Source organism: Arthrobacter sp. sptzw32, assembly GCF_059089735.1.
This window is the reverse complement of record NZ_JBNHEZ010000001.1, coordinates 459010-474522: the sequence shown is the minus strand read 5'-3', so window position 1 is coordinate 474522 and position 15513 is coordinate 459010. Positions and strand designations below refer to the sequence as shown.

The 15513-nt window shown below is 58.9% G+C and carries 13 protein-coding genes and 1 pseudogene; 8 read left to right on the top strand and 6 right to left on the bottom strand.

Features of this window, described 5'->3' with window-relative positions; translation table 11 throughout:
- Positions 1-32: 32 nt before the first annotated feature.
- The 3 genes and pseudogenes from AC5RVN_RS02185 to AC5RVN_RS02175 all read right to left on the bottom strand — a co-directional run bounded on the left by AC5RVN_RS02185 (position 33) and on the right by AC5RVN_RS02175 (position 3047).
- Positions 33-971: a type II secretion system F family protein gene (locus AC5RVN_RS02185; RefSeq protein WP_494136951.1), complete on the bottom strand. Its 939-nt coding sequence runs from the start codon at positions 969-971 to the stop codon at positions 33-35.
- Positions 971-1827 (bottom strand): annotated as a pseudogene (locus tag AC5RVN_RS02180) (type II secretion system F family protein). Before AC5RVN_RS02180 ends, AC5RVN_RS02185 begins: the two are co-directional and overlap by 1 nt.
- On the bottom strand, positions 1824-3047 hold the full coding sequence (locus AC5RVN_RS02175) for a TadA family conjugal transfer-associated ATPase (protein ID WP_494136950.1): 1224 nt from the start codon (positions 3045-3047) through the stop codon (positions 1824-1826). Before AC5RVN_RS02175 ends, AC5RVN_RS02180 begins: the two are co-directional and overlap by 4 nt.
- Before the next feature lie 679 nt (positions 3048-3726).
- On the opposite strand from AC5RVN_RS02175, the gene AC5RVN_RS02170 reads away from it, so the two are divergent.
- Positions 3727-6126: a lysozyme gene (locus AC5RVN_RS02170; protein WP_494136949.1), complete on the top strand. Its 2400-nt coding sequence runs from the start codon at positions 3727-3729 to the stop codon at positions 6124-6126.
- Between the two features lie 68 nt (positions 6127-6194).
- Here the strand turns inward: AC5RVN_RS02170 and rfbA are convergent, their stop codons facing one another.
- The gene (gene rfbA, locus AC5RVN_RS02165) at positions 6195-7067 is read right to left on the bottom strand and encodes a glucose-1-phosphate thymidylyltransferase RfbA (protein ID WP_494136948.1); all 873 of its coding nucleotides are present in this window, start codon (positions 7065-7067) and stop codon (positions 6195-6197) included.
- Between the two features lie 55 nt (positions 7068-7122).
- Between rfbA and rfbB the strand changes: the two genes are divergently transcribed.
- From rfbB to AC5RVN_RS02145, 4 genes are read left to right on the top strand one after another with little or no spacing between them, the layout of a single operon-like run.
- A complete protein-coding gene (gene rfbB, locus AC5RVN_RS02160) occupies positions 7123-8121 on the top strand; it encodes a dTDP-glucose 4,6-dehydratase (protein WP_494136947.1) in 999 nt (332 codons plus the stop codon).
- Between the two features lie 3 nt (positions 8122-8124).
- Positions 8125-9549 (top strand): sugar nucleotide-binding protein, encoded by a 1425-nt coding sequence (locus AC5RVN_RS02155; protein ID WP_494136946.1) that lies wholly within the window; start codon positions 8125-8127, stop codon positions 9547-9549.
- Entirely contained in the window at positions 9546-10277 is a 732-nt protein-coding gene (locus tag AC5RVN_RS02150; RefSeq protein ID WP_494136945.1) for a glycosyltransferase family 2 protein, read from the top strand. The genes AC5RVN_RS02155 and AC5RVN_RS02150 overlap by 4 nt, the downstream gene beginning before the upstream one ends.
- Before the next feature lie 8 nt (positions 10278-10285).
- Positions 10286-10699, top strand: coding sequence for a DUF2304 domain-containing protein (locus tag AC5RVN_RS02145; RefSeq protein WP_494136944.1), 414 nt, complete (start codon positions 10286-10288; stop codon positions 10697-10699).
- Between the two features lie 57 nt (positions 10700-10756).
- On the opposite strand, the gene AC5RVN_RS02140 is transcribed toward AC5RVN_RS02145, so the two are convergent.
- Positions 10757-11638: a glycosyltransferase family 2 protein gene (locus tag AC5RVN_RS02140; protein ID WP_494136943.1), complete on the bottom strand. Its 882-nt coding sequence runs from the start codon at positions 11636-11638 to the stop codon at positions 10757-10759.
- 237 nt (positions 11639-11875) lie between these two features.
- On the opposite strand from AC5RVN_RS02140, the gene AC5RVN_RS02135 reads away from it, so the two are divergent.
- From AC5RVN_RS02135 to AC5RVN_RS02125, 3 genes are read left to right on the top strand one after another with little or no spacing between them, the layout of a single operon-like run.
- On the top strand, positions 11876-12805 hold the full coding sequence (locus tag AC5RVN_RS02135) for a glycosyltransferase (protein ID WP_494136942.1): 930 nt from the start codon (positions 11876-11878) through the stop codon (positions 12803-12805).
- Positions 12802-13545, top strand: a complete 744-nt coding sequence (locus tag AC5RVN_RS02130; RefSeq protein WP_494136941.1) for a glycosyltransferase — start codon at positions 12802-12804, stop codon at positions 13543-13545. The genes AC5RVN_RS02135 and AC5RVN_RS02130 overlap by 4 nt, the downstream gene beginning before the upstream one ends.
- On the top strand, positions 13542-14570 hold the full coding sequence (locus AC5RVN_RS02125; protein WP_494136940.1) for a glycosyltransferase: 1029 nt from the start codon (positions 13542-13544) through the stop codon (positions 14568-14570). The genes AC5RVN_RS02130 and AC5RVN_RS02125 overlap by 4 nt, the downstream gene beginning before the upstream one ends.
- On the opposite strand, the gene AC5RVN_RS02120 is transcribed toward AC5RVN_RS02125, so the two are convergent.
- Complete coding sequence (locus AC5RVN_RS02120; RefSeq protein ID WP_494136939.1) at positions 14567-15490, bottom strand: glycosyltransferase family 2 protein; 924 nt, start codon at positions 15488-15490, stop codon at positions 14567-14569. The two genes, AC5RVN_RS02125 and AC5RVN_RS02120, sit on opposite strands and share 4 nt — an antisense overlap.
- Positions 15491-15513: the final 23 nt, after the last annotated feature.

The window sequence follows — 15513 nt, the reverse complement described above, 5'->3', positions numbered from 1 at the left end:
GTTCTTTTGGTGTTTCGGTTTGTGTCTGACCTCTAGAGGCCCAGGTTGATCGCGGCGATGCCCGGGAAGACCGCAAAAACCACAGTCAGGGGCAACACGCCGAATACGAGCGGTACCATCATGGCGATTTCATTCTTGCCGGCTGCCTCCATAAGGTCGCGCTTTGCGGTATCACGTACATCCTGGGCCTGGGCACGGAGAACATCAGCCAATGGCGTTCCACGCTCTACAGCTACGACAATGCCGTCCACGAAGCGGACGAGCGGCGCCAGGTCCGTCCTTGCCGAAAACTCTTGAAGCGCCTGGATCAGCGGTTTACCTGCGCGCGTTTCAGTGAGAACCTTTGAAAATTCCTTCGTAAGCTCACCCTTGGCACTGCGGCACACCCGGTCCAGAGCTCCTGTTGCGCTCTCCCCCGCGCTGACTGCCAACGCCATCAGTTCTGCCAGGCTGGGGAACTCCGCCATCATTTTCGACTCCCGGCGGCGAATCTGGGAACCGAGCCAGTAGTCCCGGAACATGAACCCGCCTATGGCACTGCCAAGAACAGCAACGGCCGCCAGGACTGGGTTGAATTTGCCGGAAGCCGCACCGAGGACGATGAAGACGATCGAGATAGCGAAGCCGGCTGCCGCCCACAAGAGCTGTTCAGCGCGGAAGTCAACAGGCGACTTGTTGATTCCCGCTTGCGCCAGTCTGCGGGCCGTAGCTTGTGATACGGGATTCAGTCGGCCAAGTGCCGCCAGACCGTCGCGCAATATTGGCCGAAGTATCCGTTCGAGCGGGCCGAAGGGCGCCAGGTTGTGTTCCCCGGTGTTCAACAGCCTGGATTCAAGATTTTGGGACTTTAGCTGTGGTTCAATGCGCTCCGAAAACGTGACAGCACGCATGAAGGGAGACCGAAAAATCATCAACCATAGACCAACGCCCATCAGGATGCCGCACACCACTGCCGGGGGTGAAATTGCCATCACCTGAGCACCCTCTCGTCCTGGGGAAGCGCCCCGATCCGAAGCATTAGGGAGTAGCAAACCAAGGAGACGACCAAGCCGCCCAGCAGAACCGCAGCTCCCACTGGTGTGTTGTAGGCCTGGACTGCCTCCGGCCGGGTGGCAAGGAGCATCATGACGATCCAGGGCGCGGCAACGGCGAGCCGTGCCGCGTTGATTGTCCAGGACTGACGTGCCTCCAGTTCGCTGCGGGTACGGCGTTTTCCCGCAGAAACTCGGCCAGAGTTCCGAGGAGCTTTCCGAGGTCTGAGCCTCCAACTTCCCTTGTAAGGCGCAGCGCTTCAACGATCCGATCCGCCACAGGATCGGCGAGCCGGTGCTTGAGTTGGTTGAGCGACGCTTCGAAATGGCCGCCCGCCCGGTAGTCAGCACCGAAATCCCGGAAGACGTGCCGGAGCTCTTCAGGTCCTTTTTCACCGAGCTGAATAAGCGCCTCCGGCAGCGGAAGCCCGGCGCGAATTGCGGATCGCAGGTGGTCGACGATGTCGGGCCAGAGCGTGCGCAGCAACGCGCTCCTCTTCTTTGCCCTCCAGCGGAGAACGGTTATGGGAAGCCAAGCCGCAAAGAGGCCGAAGCAAAAGGAGATCGGCCAGGAACGCGTTACGGCGAAAAAGATTAGCACTACAAAAAGCCCAAGCCCCAGGCAGGTTCCCACCAGTCCAGACGCAGAAACCTTCTCGATTCCAGCTCCAGCCAGCAGGTCCCCGAGACGGCTGGTCTTTTGCTTGGGGAGCGCTGGTTTCGGCGACTCCCAAAAGGACCACCAGATCAGGAAAAGCCCTGTCCCCGCAGTAACTCCCAGAAGAGTTGAGATCATCGCGGGTCCAGCAACGCCGCGACGTCGTACCCTGCCCGGGCAAATTTTTCCTGTGCCGGCATGGAGTTGGGCCGTGATTGCAGTGCCCCGTCCTCCATGGTGAACACCGGTGATGATTCGATGATGCCGTTTTCCACTCGTCGGCCGAGGGCGAGGACTTCTGTCACTTCCCTGCGCCCGTCAGCTCGGCGGCTGCAATGCACCACAAGGGCGATGCACGAAGCGACAGTCGGCACAACGAAGGCGCTGGAGATGTTCTCGCCGGCCAGCAACGGGAGTGTGCAGATTTTCGTGACTGCGTCATGCGCGGAATTTGCGTGGACAGTGCACATGCCGGGCAAGCCTGAGTTCAGCGCAATCAGCATGTCGAGGCTTTCAGCTTCCCGGACTTCACCCACTACCAGCCGGTCCGGACGCATACGGAGTGCTTCCTTCACCAGCCGACGCAGTGGTATCTCACCCTCGCCTTCCAGGTTGGGCTGGCGGCACTGCAACCCAACAACGTCCCGAAGTGGGAACTGCAGCTCGAAAATTTCCTCAACAGTGATCACCCGTTCCCGGCTCCCGATGCTGGCCGCAAGGCAGTTGAGCATCGTAGTCTTGCCTGCTTGGGTCGCTCCTGAGACCAGGATGTTGAGCCCACTGGAAACGGCGGCCCCGAGGAACCGGGCCGACTGCGGCGTCAGCGTACCCAACTCGACCAGATGTTCCAGCCGACTGGCCTTGACCACAAACTTCCGGATGTTAACTGCCCAATGCCTCCGCGTCACGTCAGGGATGACTACGTGCAACCTCGACCCGTCAGGCAGGGCTGCGTCTACGAAGGGCGACGACATGTCCAGCCGGCGGCCGGAGCTTTTGAGCATCCTTTCGACCAGATCCCGCACCTGTTGCTCCGTCAGACTGAGGGAGGTCAACTCGGATTCGCCGTTGCGGGCTACGTAGATTTCATTGGGCGAGTTGATCCAGACTTCCTCGATGGTCGGATCATCCAGGAGCGGCTGGAGGACGCCGAACCCTGCCACGGCGTCGAAGAGAAACCTACGCGCCGCATCAAGAGGGCCAATCGGAGGCAACGGACCCATCAGTGCCCGCTCGTCATAGTCCGATACCGCCGCATCCACGAGGCGGCGCACTTCTCCTGCCTGCTGCAGCGGGTCAAGCCCACGGCGACGAATCAGCTCGCGGACTTCGTCCTCGACAATCCCCAATGCGTCCATAGTTCCCCAATACAACTGCCGCCTCCGGCGGAGGCAGTGCAACTGGGATAAAGACTAGAGAGCACACATGTTGCTGCCAAGTCCTTAGGACTTTATGTGGATAAGCGCAGGATCGCAACAGTATTAACACATGCACCACCAGCACCTCTATTTCCACCAGCAACACGGTGCTATGGTGAGCGCGTTAAGTGTCAAAATTTCCTGTCCCGGTGATTCCTGGGGAACCAGCCGGAACAGCAAACCAGATGAGGGCTCCTGTGAGCGCCTCATTGTCTCCGGAGCCAATATGAAACGGAACCTGTCTCAGTCCCGTCACCCTGTAATGAAGCCATTTTGGATAGCCCTCTTGGCTGCCTCTCTGGTTGCTGGCCCCGGGTTTGCGGAGGTCGCTTCCGCCGTCGAACTCCCGCCGACCCCCACAGCTTCGCCCACTGGTGATGCCTCGCAGACTGCAGCACCCGCTCCGACTGTTCCATCAACGACTCCGCCACCCGAGAAGACATCTTCAGCGGAAAGCCAGACTGCCAGGCCTTCCGCAGACGCCACGCAGTCCATGGCGGAGGCCGTGGGTGTGGGCGGCGCTGAGATGGGACAGCGTTCCGCTCGAGTCACCGCATCAACCCCCTCGGAATCGTTCAGGCGCCTCAGCACGGAGTCTCTGTCCTCAGAGGGCACATGGATGCCCACCTTCGGTGTCCAAGGCCTGGACGTCAGCGGACACCAGCCCAGTGTGGACTGGCAGCAGCAGTGGAACATGGGCTCAAGGTTCGCCTATGTAAAGGCCACGGAAGGAAACTACTACACCAACCCGTCGTACAGCTCGCAATACCAGGGTTCACGAAACGTCGGCATGATCCGGGGCGCGTACCACTTCGCTATTCCGAACTGGTCCTCGGGAGCGGACCAGGCCCGCTTTTTCGTTCAAAACGGTGGGGGCTGGTCTGCCGACGGATATACCATGCCGCCCGTTTTGGACTTCGAGTTCAACCCCTATGAAGGCAAAACCATAAACGGTTTCTACTTCGGCAACACGTGCTACAACATGTCACCGGCCCAGCTTCAATCATGGGTGAGGGACTTCGGCAACACCGTTCGCTCGATGACCGGAAGGCTTCCCGTCATCTACACGAACACGAGTTGGTGGAACCAGTGCCTGGGCAACCCAGCAGGGTTTGGTGACTACCCCCTTTGGGTCGCTGCTTACCCCAACTCACCGACCAACAATGCGGGACCGGTGCCAACGGCAAGTTGGAGCACCTACAGCATCTGGCAGTACAGCAGTACCGGACCCTTTGCAGGTGACTCCAATGTCTGGAACGGCGATTACGCTTCACTTCGTGCTTTCGCTGGCGCACCAGCCCCAAGTGGCTCCTTCGATGGGCTAACACTCCAACGTACTGGCCCTACCGTCGAACTCGGCCTTCGAGGCTGGGCCGTCGATTTCGCACGACCTTCCGTCTCAACCGAAGCCCATGCCTATGTCACGTCGCCTGACGGCACCCGCACTGGGTACGTGATCCCAGCCAACACAGCCCGTCCTGACGTGAATGCTGCGTTCGGGGTGAGTGGACAGCACGGCTTTGACGGGCGAATAAGGATTCAAAAATCCGGAACCTACCAAGTCTGCGTGCACGCAATAGGCAGTTTCAGCAACACATCCATCGGGTGCAAGTCACTGGATGCGAAAGGTGTTGAACCGCCAATCGGAAGCCTGGACGAGGCAAAAGAGATACGTACCGCTGATAAGGTGACGCTTTCGGTGCGCGGTTGGGCGATCGATGTGGCCAATCCAGCCACCTCCACCGAGGCTCACGCCTATGTCACTGCCCCCGACGGCAAGCGCACTGGCTTCGTTATTCCGGCCAACCTCTCACGCCCTGACGTTGATCAAGCTCTCCGACTGGGCGCCAACCACGGTTTCCAGAAGGATATTGCCATCACAAGCCCCGGCACCTACACGCTTTGCGTCTATGCGATCGGGCAGTACAGCAATTCAGAAATCGCGTGCCGGAACCTACACTTTGCTCCCGCCGCTGCCCCAGTCGGCAGCTTCGACGAATCAACCCTCATTAAAACGTCGACAACCGCCGCTCTCTCGGTAAAAGGTTGGGCATTGGACCACGGGGATGCAGCGCGATCCATCGCCATACATGTCTATGTGACCTCTCCTGATGGATTGACCAGGAGCTATCCGTTCACGGCCTCCCAGGCCCGAGCGGACGTAAACAGCGCCTTGGGAGTCACGGGAAATCATGGCTACGCTGCAGCAATTCCCATCAGCGCTCCCGGCGTCTATAAAGTGTGTTCCTACGCGATAGCGCTAAGTCCGCTCGCACCAGGAAATCCGCTCCTGGGATGCCGCTCTGTTGAGGCCGCAGCGGTCGCCACTCCAGTCGGTAGTTTGGACGCGGTAGCCGTCAACAAGACGAGCACGTCTGCATCACTAAACGTTTCTGGCTGGGCGCTCGATAAGGCAGATGCAGCTCAACCCATCGACGTACACATCTACGTAACCTCTCCTGACGGCTCCATCAAGGGCTATCCCTTCACAGCTACCCAGCCCCGGCCTGACGTCAACACTATCCTCGGAGTTCCGGGAGACCACGGCTATAAACCGTCGATACCTATCAGCAGTCCTGGCATCTATACAGTCTGCGCATATGCCATAGCACCCAGTCCGTTGGCCCCCAACAATCCGCTCCTAGGCTGCCGCTCTGCGGATGCAGGTAAGAGCGGGGCACCACAGGGCCGTCTGGACTCAGTAGCAGTCCAAAGCGCAGGAGGCGTCTCCTCGCTGGTGGCTACCGGCTGGTCGTACGACCCGGACATGCCCGCTTTATCAAATCCCGTTCACGCATACGTGACCGCACCTGATGGAAAGACCACCGGATATACTTTCTCCACAACCATCGACCGTGCTGACGTCAACCAAGCTTTCGGCGTATCAGGCATCCACGGGTACGTGGCCAAAGTTGATCTGACGCAACGGGGGACGTACACGATGTGCACCTATGGCATCGGAATTTCTCCCTTTTCCACAGGTAACAGCGCCTTGGGTTGTCGGACCGTGACGTACTAGCCGCTTAAAGGGCAGGAAAAAGGGTGAAGCTTTCGGCTTCACCCTTTTTCCATGTTTTCATTTCGACGCTAGCGGCCTTTCTCGGCCAACAGTTCCAACAGATAGGCTCCATACCCGCTCTTCACCATGGGCTCTGCGCGTTCCCGCAACTCGTCATCGGTCAGGAACCCCAAACGCCACGAGATTTCTTCCGGAGCACCGATCTTCAAACCCTGACGGTTTTCGACTGTTCGAATGAAGTTGGAAGCATCGTTCAGGTCGTTGAAGGTCCCCGTGTCCAGCCAAGCGGTTCCCCGTGGCAGTATCTCCACTTGCAACTTTCCGGCGTCCAGATAAGCCCTGTTGACGTCAGTTATCTCAAGCTCCCCCCGGGGCGACGGCTCGAGGTTCTTGGCGATATCCACCACGTTGTTGTCATAGAAGTACAGCCCGGGAACGGCATAGTGGCTTTTGGGGACGGATGGCTTTTCTTCAAGGGACAGGGCTCGGCCATCGCCGTCGAATTCAACTACGCCATATGCGGACGGATCCTTCACCCAATAGCCGAAGACAGCGCCGCCGTCGATGTCCTTGAAGCGGCGAAGCTGCGTCCCCATTCCTTGACCATAGAAGATGTTGTCACCCAGAACGAGGGCAACGCTGTCTTCACCGATGTGGTCCGCGCCGAGCACAAAAGCCTGCGCCAGTCCGTCCGGCGATGGTTGTTGCTTGTAGGTGATGGAAACACCGAACCGGGAGCCGTCTCCCAGGAGACGCTCAAACTGCTCCGCGTCATGGGGCGTGGTGATAATAAGTATGTCCCGGATCCCGGCAAGGATTAACGTGGACAGCGGGTAGTAGATCATAGGCTTGTCGTAGACCGGGACCAACTGCTTGCTGACGCCAAGTGTGATGGGGTGGAGCCGGGAGCCGGTACCGCCGGCAAGTATTATTCCGCGCATGCACCCATCTTTCCCTTCGCTTAGTGCCGCGGCAAATCCGGTAGTCTTGGGAATTATGCAGCGACTTCTTGTTACCGGCGGCGCCGGCTTCATTGGTTCAAATTTTGTCCATTACGCACTGGAAAACACTGACTCCCACGTCACCGTTCTGGACAAGCTGACCTACGCCGGCAACCTGGAATCGTTGAAGGGCCTCCCGGAGGACCGCTTCACGTTTGTCCAGGGTGATATTGCAGACAGCGAACTGGTGGACCTGTTGGTGACTGACACCGACGTTGTGGTTCACTATGCAGCCGAATCCCACAATGACAACTCACTGCACGATCCCCGCCCGTTCCTGGACACCAACATCATTGGCACCTACACCCTGATAGAAGCGGCACGGAAGCACAGCAAGCGTTTCCACCACATCTCCACAGATGAGGTCTACGGTGACCTCGAACTGGATGACCCGGAGCGGTTTACAGAGGAGACTCCGTACAACCCGTCCAGCCCGTATTCCTCCACAAAGGCCGGCTCCGATCTGCTGGTCCGTGCCTGGGTGCGTTCCTTCGGACTGCAGGCCACTATCAGCAACTGCTCCAACAACTACGGCCCCTACCAGCACGTGGAGAAGTTCATCCCGCGCCAGATCACCAACGTCATCGACGGAATCCGTCCCAAGCTCTACGGCAAGGGCGAAAACGTCCGGGACTGGATCCACGCCAACGATCACTCCTCCGCGGTCCTGGCCATCATCGCCAAGGGCAAGATCGGCGAGACGTACCTCATTGGCGCCGACGGGGAGAAGAACAACAAGGACGTCGTTGAACTGATTCTCAAGCACATGGGACAAGCGCCGGACGCCTACGACCATGTGGTGGACCGGCCCGGCCACGACCTGCGCTACGCCATCGATTCGTCCAAGCTGCGCGATGAGCTGGGCTGGGAACCGCAGTTCTCCAATTTTGACGAAGGTATCGAGGACACCATCGCCTGGTACAGGGACAACGAAAACTGGTGGCGGCCCCAGAAAGCAGCCACAGAAGCCAAATACAAGGAACAGGGCCAGTAGTCCATGTCTTTGGAGTTCTCAAGGAAGCTTGCTGCCCACGAAACCCCCATTCCCGGCGTCGTTCTCTACGACCTGCCGGTGCACGGCGACAACCGTGGCTGGTTCAAGGAAAACTGGCAGCGGGAGAAAATGGTGGCCTTGGGGCTGCCTGACTTCCGTCCTGTCCAGAACAACATCTCCTTCAACGAAAAGGCCGGAACCACCCGCGGCATCCACGCAGAGCCTTGGGACAAATTCATCTCTGTAGCCACCGGCAGGATCTTCGGGGCTTGGGTGGACCTGCGCGAGGGTCCTTCGTTCGGTGCAGTCTTCACTGCTGAGCTTGACCCCAGCCAAGCTATCTTCATCCCCCGTGGTGTGGGCAACTCGTTCCAGACCTTGGAGGACAACACCGCCTATACATACCTGGTCAATGACCACTGGAGTGCGGACGCCCAGGGACAATACACCTTCCTCAACCTGGCGGATGAGACCGCGGCCATAGCGTGGCCGGTGCCACTGGGGCAAGCAGAACTCTCGGACAAAGACAAGGCACATCCCCGCCTCGCCGACGTCGTACCCATGCCGCCCAAGAAGACGCTGGTCGTCGGCGCCAATGGACAATTGGGCCTGGCCCTACGGAAGGTTTACGACGGCGACACCGGGGTGGAATTCGCCAGCCGCCAGGAGTTTGATCTCTCCGATGAGAGCAGTGTCAGCCAGAGGAACTGGAAGCAGTACTCCACCATCGTCAACGCCGCCGCTTACACTGCCGTGGACCAGGCTGAAACGGCAGAAGGCCGCGCTGCCGCTTGGGCCGTCAATGTCACCGCGGTTGCCCGGTTGGCACGTACAGCCGTGGAGCATGACCTTACCCTGGTCCATATCTCGTCTGACTATGTTTTCGACGGCGAACGGGATGTTCATGATGAAGATGAGCCGCTTAGCCCCCTGAGCGTTTACGGGCAGAGCAAGGCCGCCGGCGATGCCGCAGTTAGCGTTGTTCCCAAGCACTACATTCTTCGGACAAGCTGGGTCATCGGCGAAGGCAATAACTTCGTTCGCACAATGGCCAGTCTCGCTGGCCGCGGTGTGAAGCCCTCCGTCGTCAATGACCAGATAGGACGGCTGAGCTTCACACAGGACATCGCAGCCTTCATCAGGCATCTCCTTGACGCCAAGCCACAGTACGGCGTTTACAACTTCAGCAACGAAGGAACGCCGCAGACGTGGGCCGATATCGCCGCGGACGTTTACGAACACTCCGGAGCCTCCAGGAATGATGTCACGGGAATCAGCACATCTGAGTACTTCAAGGACAAACCTGCAGCACCGCGGCCCCTCAACAGCACACTGAATCTGGCGAAGGTGCACTCAGTTGGTTTTCGTGTCCCAGAGGCTGCGGAGCGTCTTGCCGAATACCTAAAGTTGGACGTAGATCGAGCATGACTCCCCCACAACAGCGTCGCAAGACGCTGGTGATCATGCCGGCTTGGAATGAGTCGGAGGCCATAGGTAACACCATCCGGGAAGTGTTCGAGTTCGGCCCTGACTGCGACGTGTTGGTGGTGGACGATGGGTCCCGCGACAGCACAGCACAGGTGGCGCGGGAAGCGGGTGCCTTGGTTGTGCAACTCCCCTTTAATATGGGTGTGGGCGGTGCCATGAGAGCTGGCTTCAAATACGCAAAATTGCACGGCTATACCCAGGTCATTCAAGTTGACTCCGATGGGCAGCATGATCCCCGGGACATAAAGGCAGTTCTGGACGGTCTGCACGAGGCCGACATAGTCATCGGCGCACGCTTTGCAGATAAGGGCAACTACACGGTTAGCGGGCCACGAAAATGGGCCATGAATGTGCTTGCATGGACTATTTCCCGGATTGCTGACACCCGGCTTACGGACGTCACGTCGGGTTTCCGCGCCGCAAACGCCAAGGCCATCCGCCAATACGTAGACCATTATCCGGCTGAGTACCTGGGCGACACCATTGACTCGCTGGTCGTTGCCATCCGTTCCGGGTGCACCGTCCGTCAAGTAGGTGTGTCCATGCGCGAACGCCAGGGAGGCACCCCGAGCCACGACCCTGTCAAGGCAGCCGTCTATTTGGGCCGTTCGGCTTTTGCGCTTCTCTTCGCCTTGACGCGCAAGAAGAACGAACCGTCATCCAACTAGGAGTTTCCATGGCCACCCTTGTTGGCTTCATTTTTGTGCTGGTCATCTTGCTCATCATCTTTGAGATGTTGCGCCGTCGGCACTTGCGGGAGAAGTACGCTGTCATCTGGATCATTATCGGGATCGGCGTCCTGGTGCTGGCGGCCTTCCCGCAATTGCTCTTCTGGTTAAGCGGAGTACTGGGCGTCCAGGTGCCGTCCAACCTCCTGTTCGCAATGGCCCTTGTGCTGCTGGTATCGGTTTGCCTCCACTTGTCCTTTGAACAGTCGCAGGCTGAAGACGAAATCCGGGTATTGGCAGAGGAAGTCGGAATCCTTCGGCTTAAGGTTCTCGAACTTGAAGAGGATCGAACACGTGGTGGCCATGCAGCCGGCAACATGCCCAGGCCGGAAGCCATGCCGCCGCACGATCCAACGCCTTAAAGAAAGCAGGTGGCTGCCCCGTTCCCGGGGCAGCCACCTGCTTCTTAAGGTCGTTCGCTAGGACACAACATGCTTCAGCAACCGGGGCAGCGAATCGGTCTTTCCGATCATCAACGAACGGGCCACCAAGGTGGCGGCATTCAACCGTGAGGTTGTATGGAAAGCAGCAGCCCGCGCAGTTCCGTTCCAGCCGAGTTCCCGGAAACGCCGAGCCTGTCCCTCGAAGTAAGCGCGCTCTTCATCGAACCGGCGGCCGTCAAGGGCCTTGACTGAGGAGTCTGATGCCGAATGCCGACGGTAGAGAAACGACAGTGTCGGATCAACCACCATGGAGCCGCCCTCGGCGGCGATATCAAGCAGCAGCGCAAGGTCCTGCACTACATGCAAACCTTCCGTGAAGCCGATGCGGCGGATTACGTCCGTACGCCACGCCAGGGACGGGAAGTAAGCCCAGTCGGCCCGGACCAGGCTGGTGGCCATCTTCTCACCCTGCAGCAGCACGGTCGATTTGGTAGACGGCGCGTAGACCTTCTTCACGATGTCCACGAGCGGCGAGCAGGCACGGCCCTTCTCATCGATAACCTGCACGCCCGGCTGGACGACACTGGCTTCGGGGTAGTCTTCGAACGCTTTGGAAACGACGTCGAGGTAGTTCGGCAGCATGATGTCGTCGGCGCCCATGACCACAACGATGGGCGCCTCGGCGAGCTCAAGAGCCTTGCGGTAGTTGCCGTTGGCGCCGAGGTTCTCTTCGTTCTTCAGGTAACTAACTCGGGAATCCGACATAGACTCGAACCAACGCTGGGGTTCCGGGCTGGGGTATCCGTCGTCGACCACGATGAGACGCCAATCCTCGAACTGCTGGCTCATGACACTCTGGGCCGCAAGTTTCATCAGGTCGACGTCCCCGTAATAGGGAAGCAATACATCAATGGCCATGTGCCAGGTAGGTCCTTTTCTTGAAAATTCACAGGGTTGGATCTGTTTGCCCGGAGATGAGCACCCCGTCAATGCTACCGTGTCGCCTCGAGCGGCCATTCGTAAACGCTCCCACGCCGGCCGGCAGCGGACAAACGGAGGCCTCCTTCCGGCAACGATAGACTGAAGCCTGCTGTCTGACAGTTCCCTGAGGTATTGGAACTGTCTATTCGGGTTAGCGAAAAGGAACCATACGACGTGACGCACCAGAGTGACCCGCGCGTGGTGGCTGTAATTTCAGCCTTTCACCCTCCCCAGGACCTCCCGGAGAGGGTTAAGCAACTCAACCGGCAGGTCATCCATACGGTGGTGGTCGACGACGGCTCCGACATCGGACGAACCAGCACCGTCCTGCGCGATTTAGAAGCCCTCGGCTGCACAGTGGTGCGCATGCCCGGGAACGTCGGAATCGCCGCAGCGCTGAATGCGGGTATCGACACTGCGCTGAAAAACTGGTCACCGGACTTCGTGGTCACCCTGGACCAGGACTCCGCACTTGATGACGGCTATATCGCAGCCGCGCTAAAGACCTGCGCGGACGCCCGCGACAGCGGAATTGAAGTCGGTCTGATCAGCGCGCAGTCGCACAACGGCCTGGATGTTCCACTGCTGAGGAAACGTGCCCGGTTCCCGGAGGCCTTCGACCCCCTGCAGTCCGGGGCTGTCATTCCTGTCTCCACCTTGAAAACCGCAGGAATGCTGGACGGCCGACTTTTCATCGACTGCGTTGATTCTGAATTCAACCTTCGCGTCAGGTCCCACGGCCTTGCCACGCTCGTCGGCAAGGGATGCAATATGACCCACGCCCTGGGCCAGGCACAGCCGATGATGCTCCTCGGGTGGCACGTCTCGATTTTGGGCAGGAAGCGCCACGTACATTCACATGCGCCCTTCCGGGTTTACTACATGACCCGTAATAACATCCATCTGTGGCGGCAGTACGGTTTCAGATTTCCCATTTGGCTGGTTCGCAGGCTTCGCTTCCAAGTGGAAAGTGACGTGTTCAGGATGCTTTACGGGGCCAACAGAAAAGGGCAGTACCGTGCATTTGCGCAGGGTTTCGTCGACGGCTGGCGCGGGCACCTGGGCAAAATTGACCCGGCTTTGCAGCGGAAGATCAGTGCATGACCGGGACCGGGACAGTGCGCGTTTCCGTCTGCATGGCAACCTACAACGGGCAGGAATATGTAGCCGAGCAAGTCCAATCCATCCTGGCCCAACTGACCCCGGAGGATGAACTGATCATCGTTGACGATGCATCGAAGGATGCAACCCGCGACGTCGTCCGTCGCCTTGGCGACCCACGCATCGTTTTCCTGCCAAGCATGGAGAACCACGGTTACGTTGCCAGCTTCGAAAAGGCGGTGGCCGCCAGCACGGGCGAATACATCATGTTGTCGGACCAGGACGACGTCTGGCTGCCTGGGCGTGTGGACGCCCTCATCAGTGCCCTCCAAACCAAAGACTTCGCGGCCAGCAATTTCACCGTTTTCGGTGGTCCTGGCAACAGGTACCACCGGGTCCAGCTCAAAGAATCCGACAGCCGGCGGTGGGTAGCCAACCTCGTCGCCACCTGGATAGGAATCCGCCCCTATTACGGATGCACCATGGCCTTCAGGGCCGCGGCAAAGAAGCTCATCCTCCCCTTTCCGGACTTTTTGACCGAGACCCACGATCAGTGGATTGCCATTGTGGCCAACCTCAATCGGAACATGGTCCACGTGGCAACGCCTACGGTGGCACGGCGCCTTCATGACGACAACACGACTCCGAAAACCCGTCGGCCTGTGCAGGTAATTGTGCGGGCGAGAATTATGCTTATTCGGGCCTTCTTCGTGGCCTTGGGTAGAAAGCCGGAGGCCCGATGACAACGCCAAACCCCTCTTCCTCCGGGCAGTCCGGCATGGCAGGGACGTTCGGCGCGGTGGCCCTAGCCGCCTATCAGCCGGATGAGCCCATGTTCGCCCGCCAGCTGCTGTCCATCCAGGCGCAGACCCACAGCAACTTCATCTGTCTCATCTCCGTTGATGGTGACTACCAAAGTGTTGCGGACATGGTGCTCCGTGCATGTGGCGATGATGACCGCTTTCAGGTTGTCGGATACGACAGTAGGCTCGGGTTCCACCACAACTTCGAGCGGGCTCTCAAAGCGGTGCCGCCGGCAGCCCGCTGGGTTGCCCTTAGCGACCAGGACGACTACTGGTATCCCGAGAAGTTGTCGACGCTCCTCCCCCGGCTGGAACATGCCGCACTTGTTACAGCACAGGCGCGGGTTGTGACCTCGGAAGTATCTGCCATCGACCGGGATCCGGCACGCGGCAGTTTTACGGACAGGAGAAACGTCGGAGCTGCCGACCTTATAGCCAACAACCAAGTGACAGGGTCCCTATGCGTCTTTCGCCGCGAGGTGCTTGACCTGGCCCTGCCCTTCCCTTCACTTCACGCGCCCTCCCAGTACCACGATCACTGGATCGGACTTTGCGCGTTGGCTTGCGGGGGAATTAGCATCCAAAACCTGGTGCTGCAGGACTACATCCAGCACGGCGGAAACGTGGTCGGCGAATCCCGGCAGAGCTTGATTACTTCCATCCGCAACACCCTCCGATTCGTGAAGCGCTACGAGGGCAATGCGTCCCTGAAGAGTATCTGCAGAATCATTTACAAAACCGGGCTGGGATGGCGGACCCTGATGGCCAGAACCTTACTCGAACGGATCAACAACGACACAGCCCGCCTCCCGGCCGATCTGCCCGCCAGCCTGGATTCCTATGCTTCCCCCAGCACGTTCCCGCTTATCCAGGTTGTGTTCGCTGGCGTCCGCAGGGGCAATGTCTCGGGCATGAGGGCCCTTGAGATCCTCCTTGCTGCAGCCCTGCGGCGGATGGCAGGCTAAGGTTTCTTGCTGAACTGCATACGCTTTCCCGCCGGCAACGTCTTCAGCAGGTCGCCAGGACTCAGCACGGCTGGGAGTCGGAACATTCCTTCGCTCAGGCCCTTGAGGGTACCCAAAAGCCACTGCCTCTTGTCCTTTGCCACCGGGAACTGCTGCATTGCCAGTACAGCGAGTTCAGCAAGCCTGAAGACGGGACGTTTCGTCAACGACCAAGGGCGGGGATTGAGCCGGGTCAGCCACAGTTGGTTTCGAAGGTAGTAATAGAGCCGCCAGCCCATGTCCTCGACCCCGGCATTATTTGGATGAATCATGCGGGCGTCCACAACGTGGACTCCGAGAGAAGACTGCGCCAGCCGCTTTGTGTACTCGACGTCGTCAAACCAGATAAAGAAGTCCGCGTATGGCAGCGGCATGGCAGCTGCTAGTTTCAGATCTATAAGTACGCCGACAAATGTTGTATGGGCCAGGGCAATACCACCAAGTTTCTGGGCGGCCAACTGGGCATTTGCATCAGTAGAAACAGTCGGAAGATTACCCACCACTACTTCCCCTGCCACGTCTTCAACAAGGGGTGCGGCGAAGCTTGGCCGCAGTTCGCTCTCCATGGCCTTCAGCAGGGGTGCCAGTGCGTTCCTGTGTGGCTCGGCGTCATCATCCATTAACCAGGCAAAAGTGTGCCCGTGCTGCAACGCAAGTTCAATTCCCCAGGCAAATCCTCCGGCGCCCCCAAGGTTCGCACCCGTTTCAAAAAGCGTAATACCCGGGTGCTTTAGCCTTACATAGTCAGCGCTACCGTCCGTCGACCCATTCTCGACGACAATAATCTCATCCAGTGGGTGTGTCTGCCCCTCCAAAGCTGCTAGGCACTTTTTCAGGTAGTTCAGTCTGTTATAGGACACAACTACGGCTGCTACGGACATGCATCATCCTGACTTTGCGGTGC

Coding starts and splice junctions, on each gene's coding strand:
- AC5RVN_RS02140 (WP_494136943.1), bottom strand. CDS start 11,638: ATGGCCATTGATGTATTGCTTCCCTATTACGGGGACGTCGACCTGATG.
- AC5RVN_RS02150 (WP_494136945.1), top strand. CDS start 9,546: ATGACTCCCCCACAACAGCGTCGCAAGACGCTGGTGATCATGCCGGCT.
- AC5RVN_RS02185 (WP_494136951.1), bottom strand. CDS start 971: ATGGCAATTTCACCCCCGGCAGTGGTGTGCGGCATCCTGATGGGCGTT.
- AC5RVN_RS02125 (WP_494136940.1), top strand. CDS start 13,542: ATGACAACGCCAAACCCCTCTTCCTCCGGGCAGTCCGGCATGGCAGGG.
- AC5RVN_RS02155 (WP_494136946.1), top strand. CDS start 8,125: ATGTCTTTGGAGTTCTCAAGGAAGCTTGCTGCCCACGAAACCCCCATT.
- rfbB (WP_494136947.1), top strand. CDS start 7,123: ATGCAGCGACTTCTTGTTACCGGCGGCGCCGGCTTCATTGGTTCAAAT.
- AC5RVN_RS02145 (WP_494136944.1), top strand. CDS start 10,286: ATGGCCACCCTTGTTGGCTTCATTTTTGTGCTGGTCATCTTGCTCATC.
- AC5RVN_RS02130 (WP_494136941.1), top strand. CDS start 12,802: ATGACCGGGACCGGGACAGTGCGCGTTTCCGTCTGCATGGCAACCTAC.
- AC5RVN_RS02120 (WP_494136939.1), bottom strand. CDS start 15,490: ATGTCCGTAGCAGCCGTAGTTGTGTCCTATAACAGACTGAACTACCTG.
- AC5RVN_RS02170 (WP_494136949.1), top strand. CDS start 3,727: ATGCCCACCTTCGGTGTCCAAGGCCTGGACGTCAGCGGACACCAGCCC.
- rfbA (WP_494136948.1), bottom strand. CDS start 7,067: ATGCGCGGAATAATACTTGCCGGCGGTACCGGCTCCCGGCTCCACCCC.
- AC5RVN_RS02175 (WP_494136950.1), bottom strand. CDS start 3,047: ATGGACGCATTGGGGATTGTCGAGGACGAAGTCCGCGAGCTGATTCGT.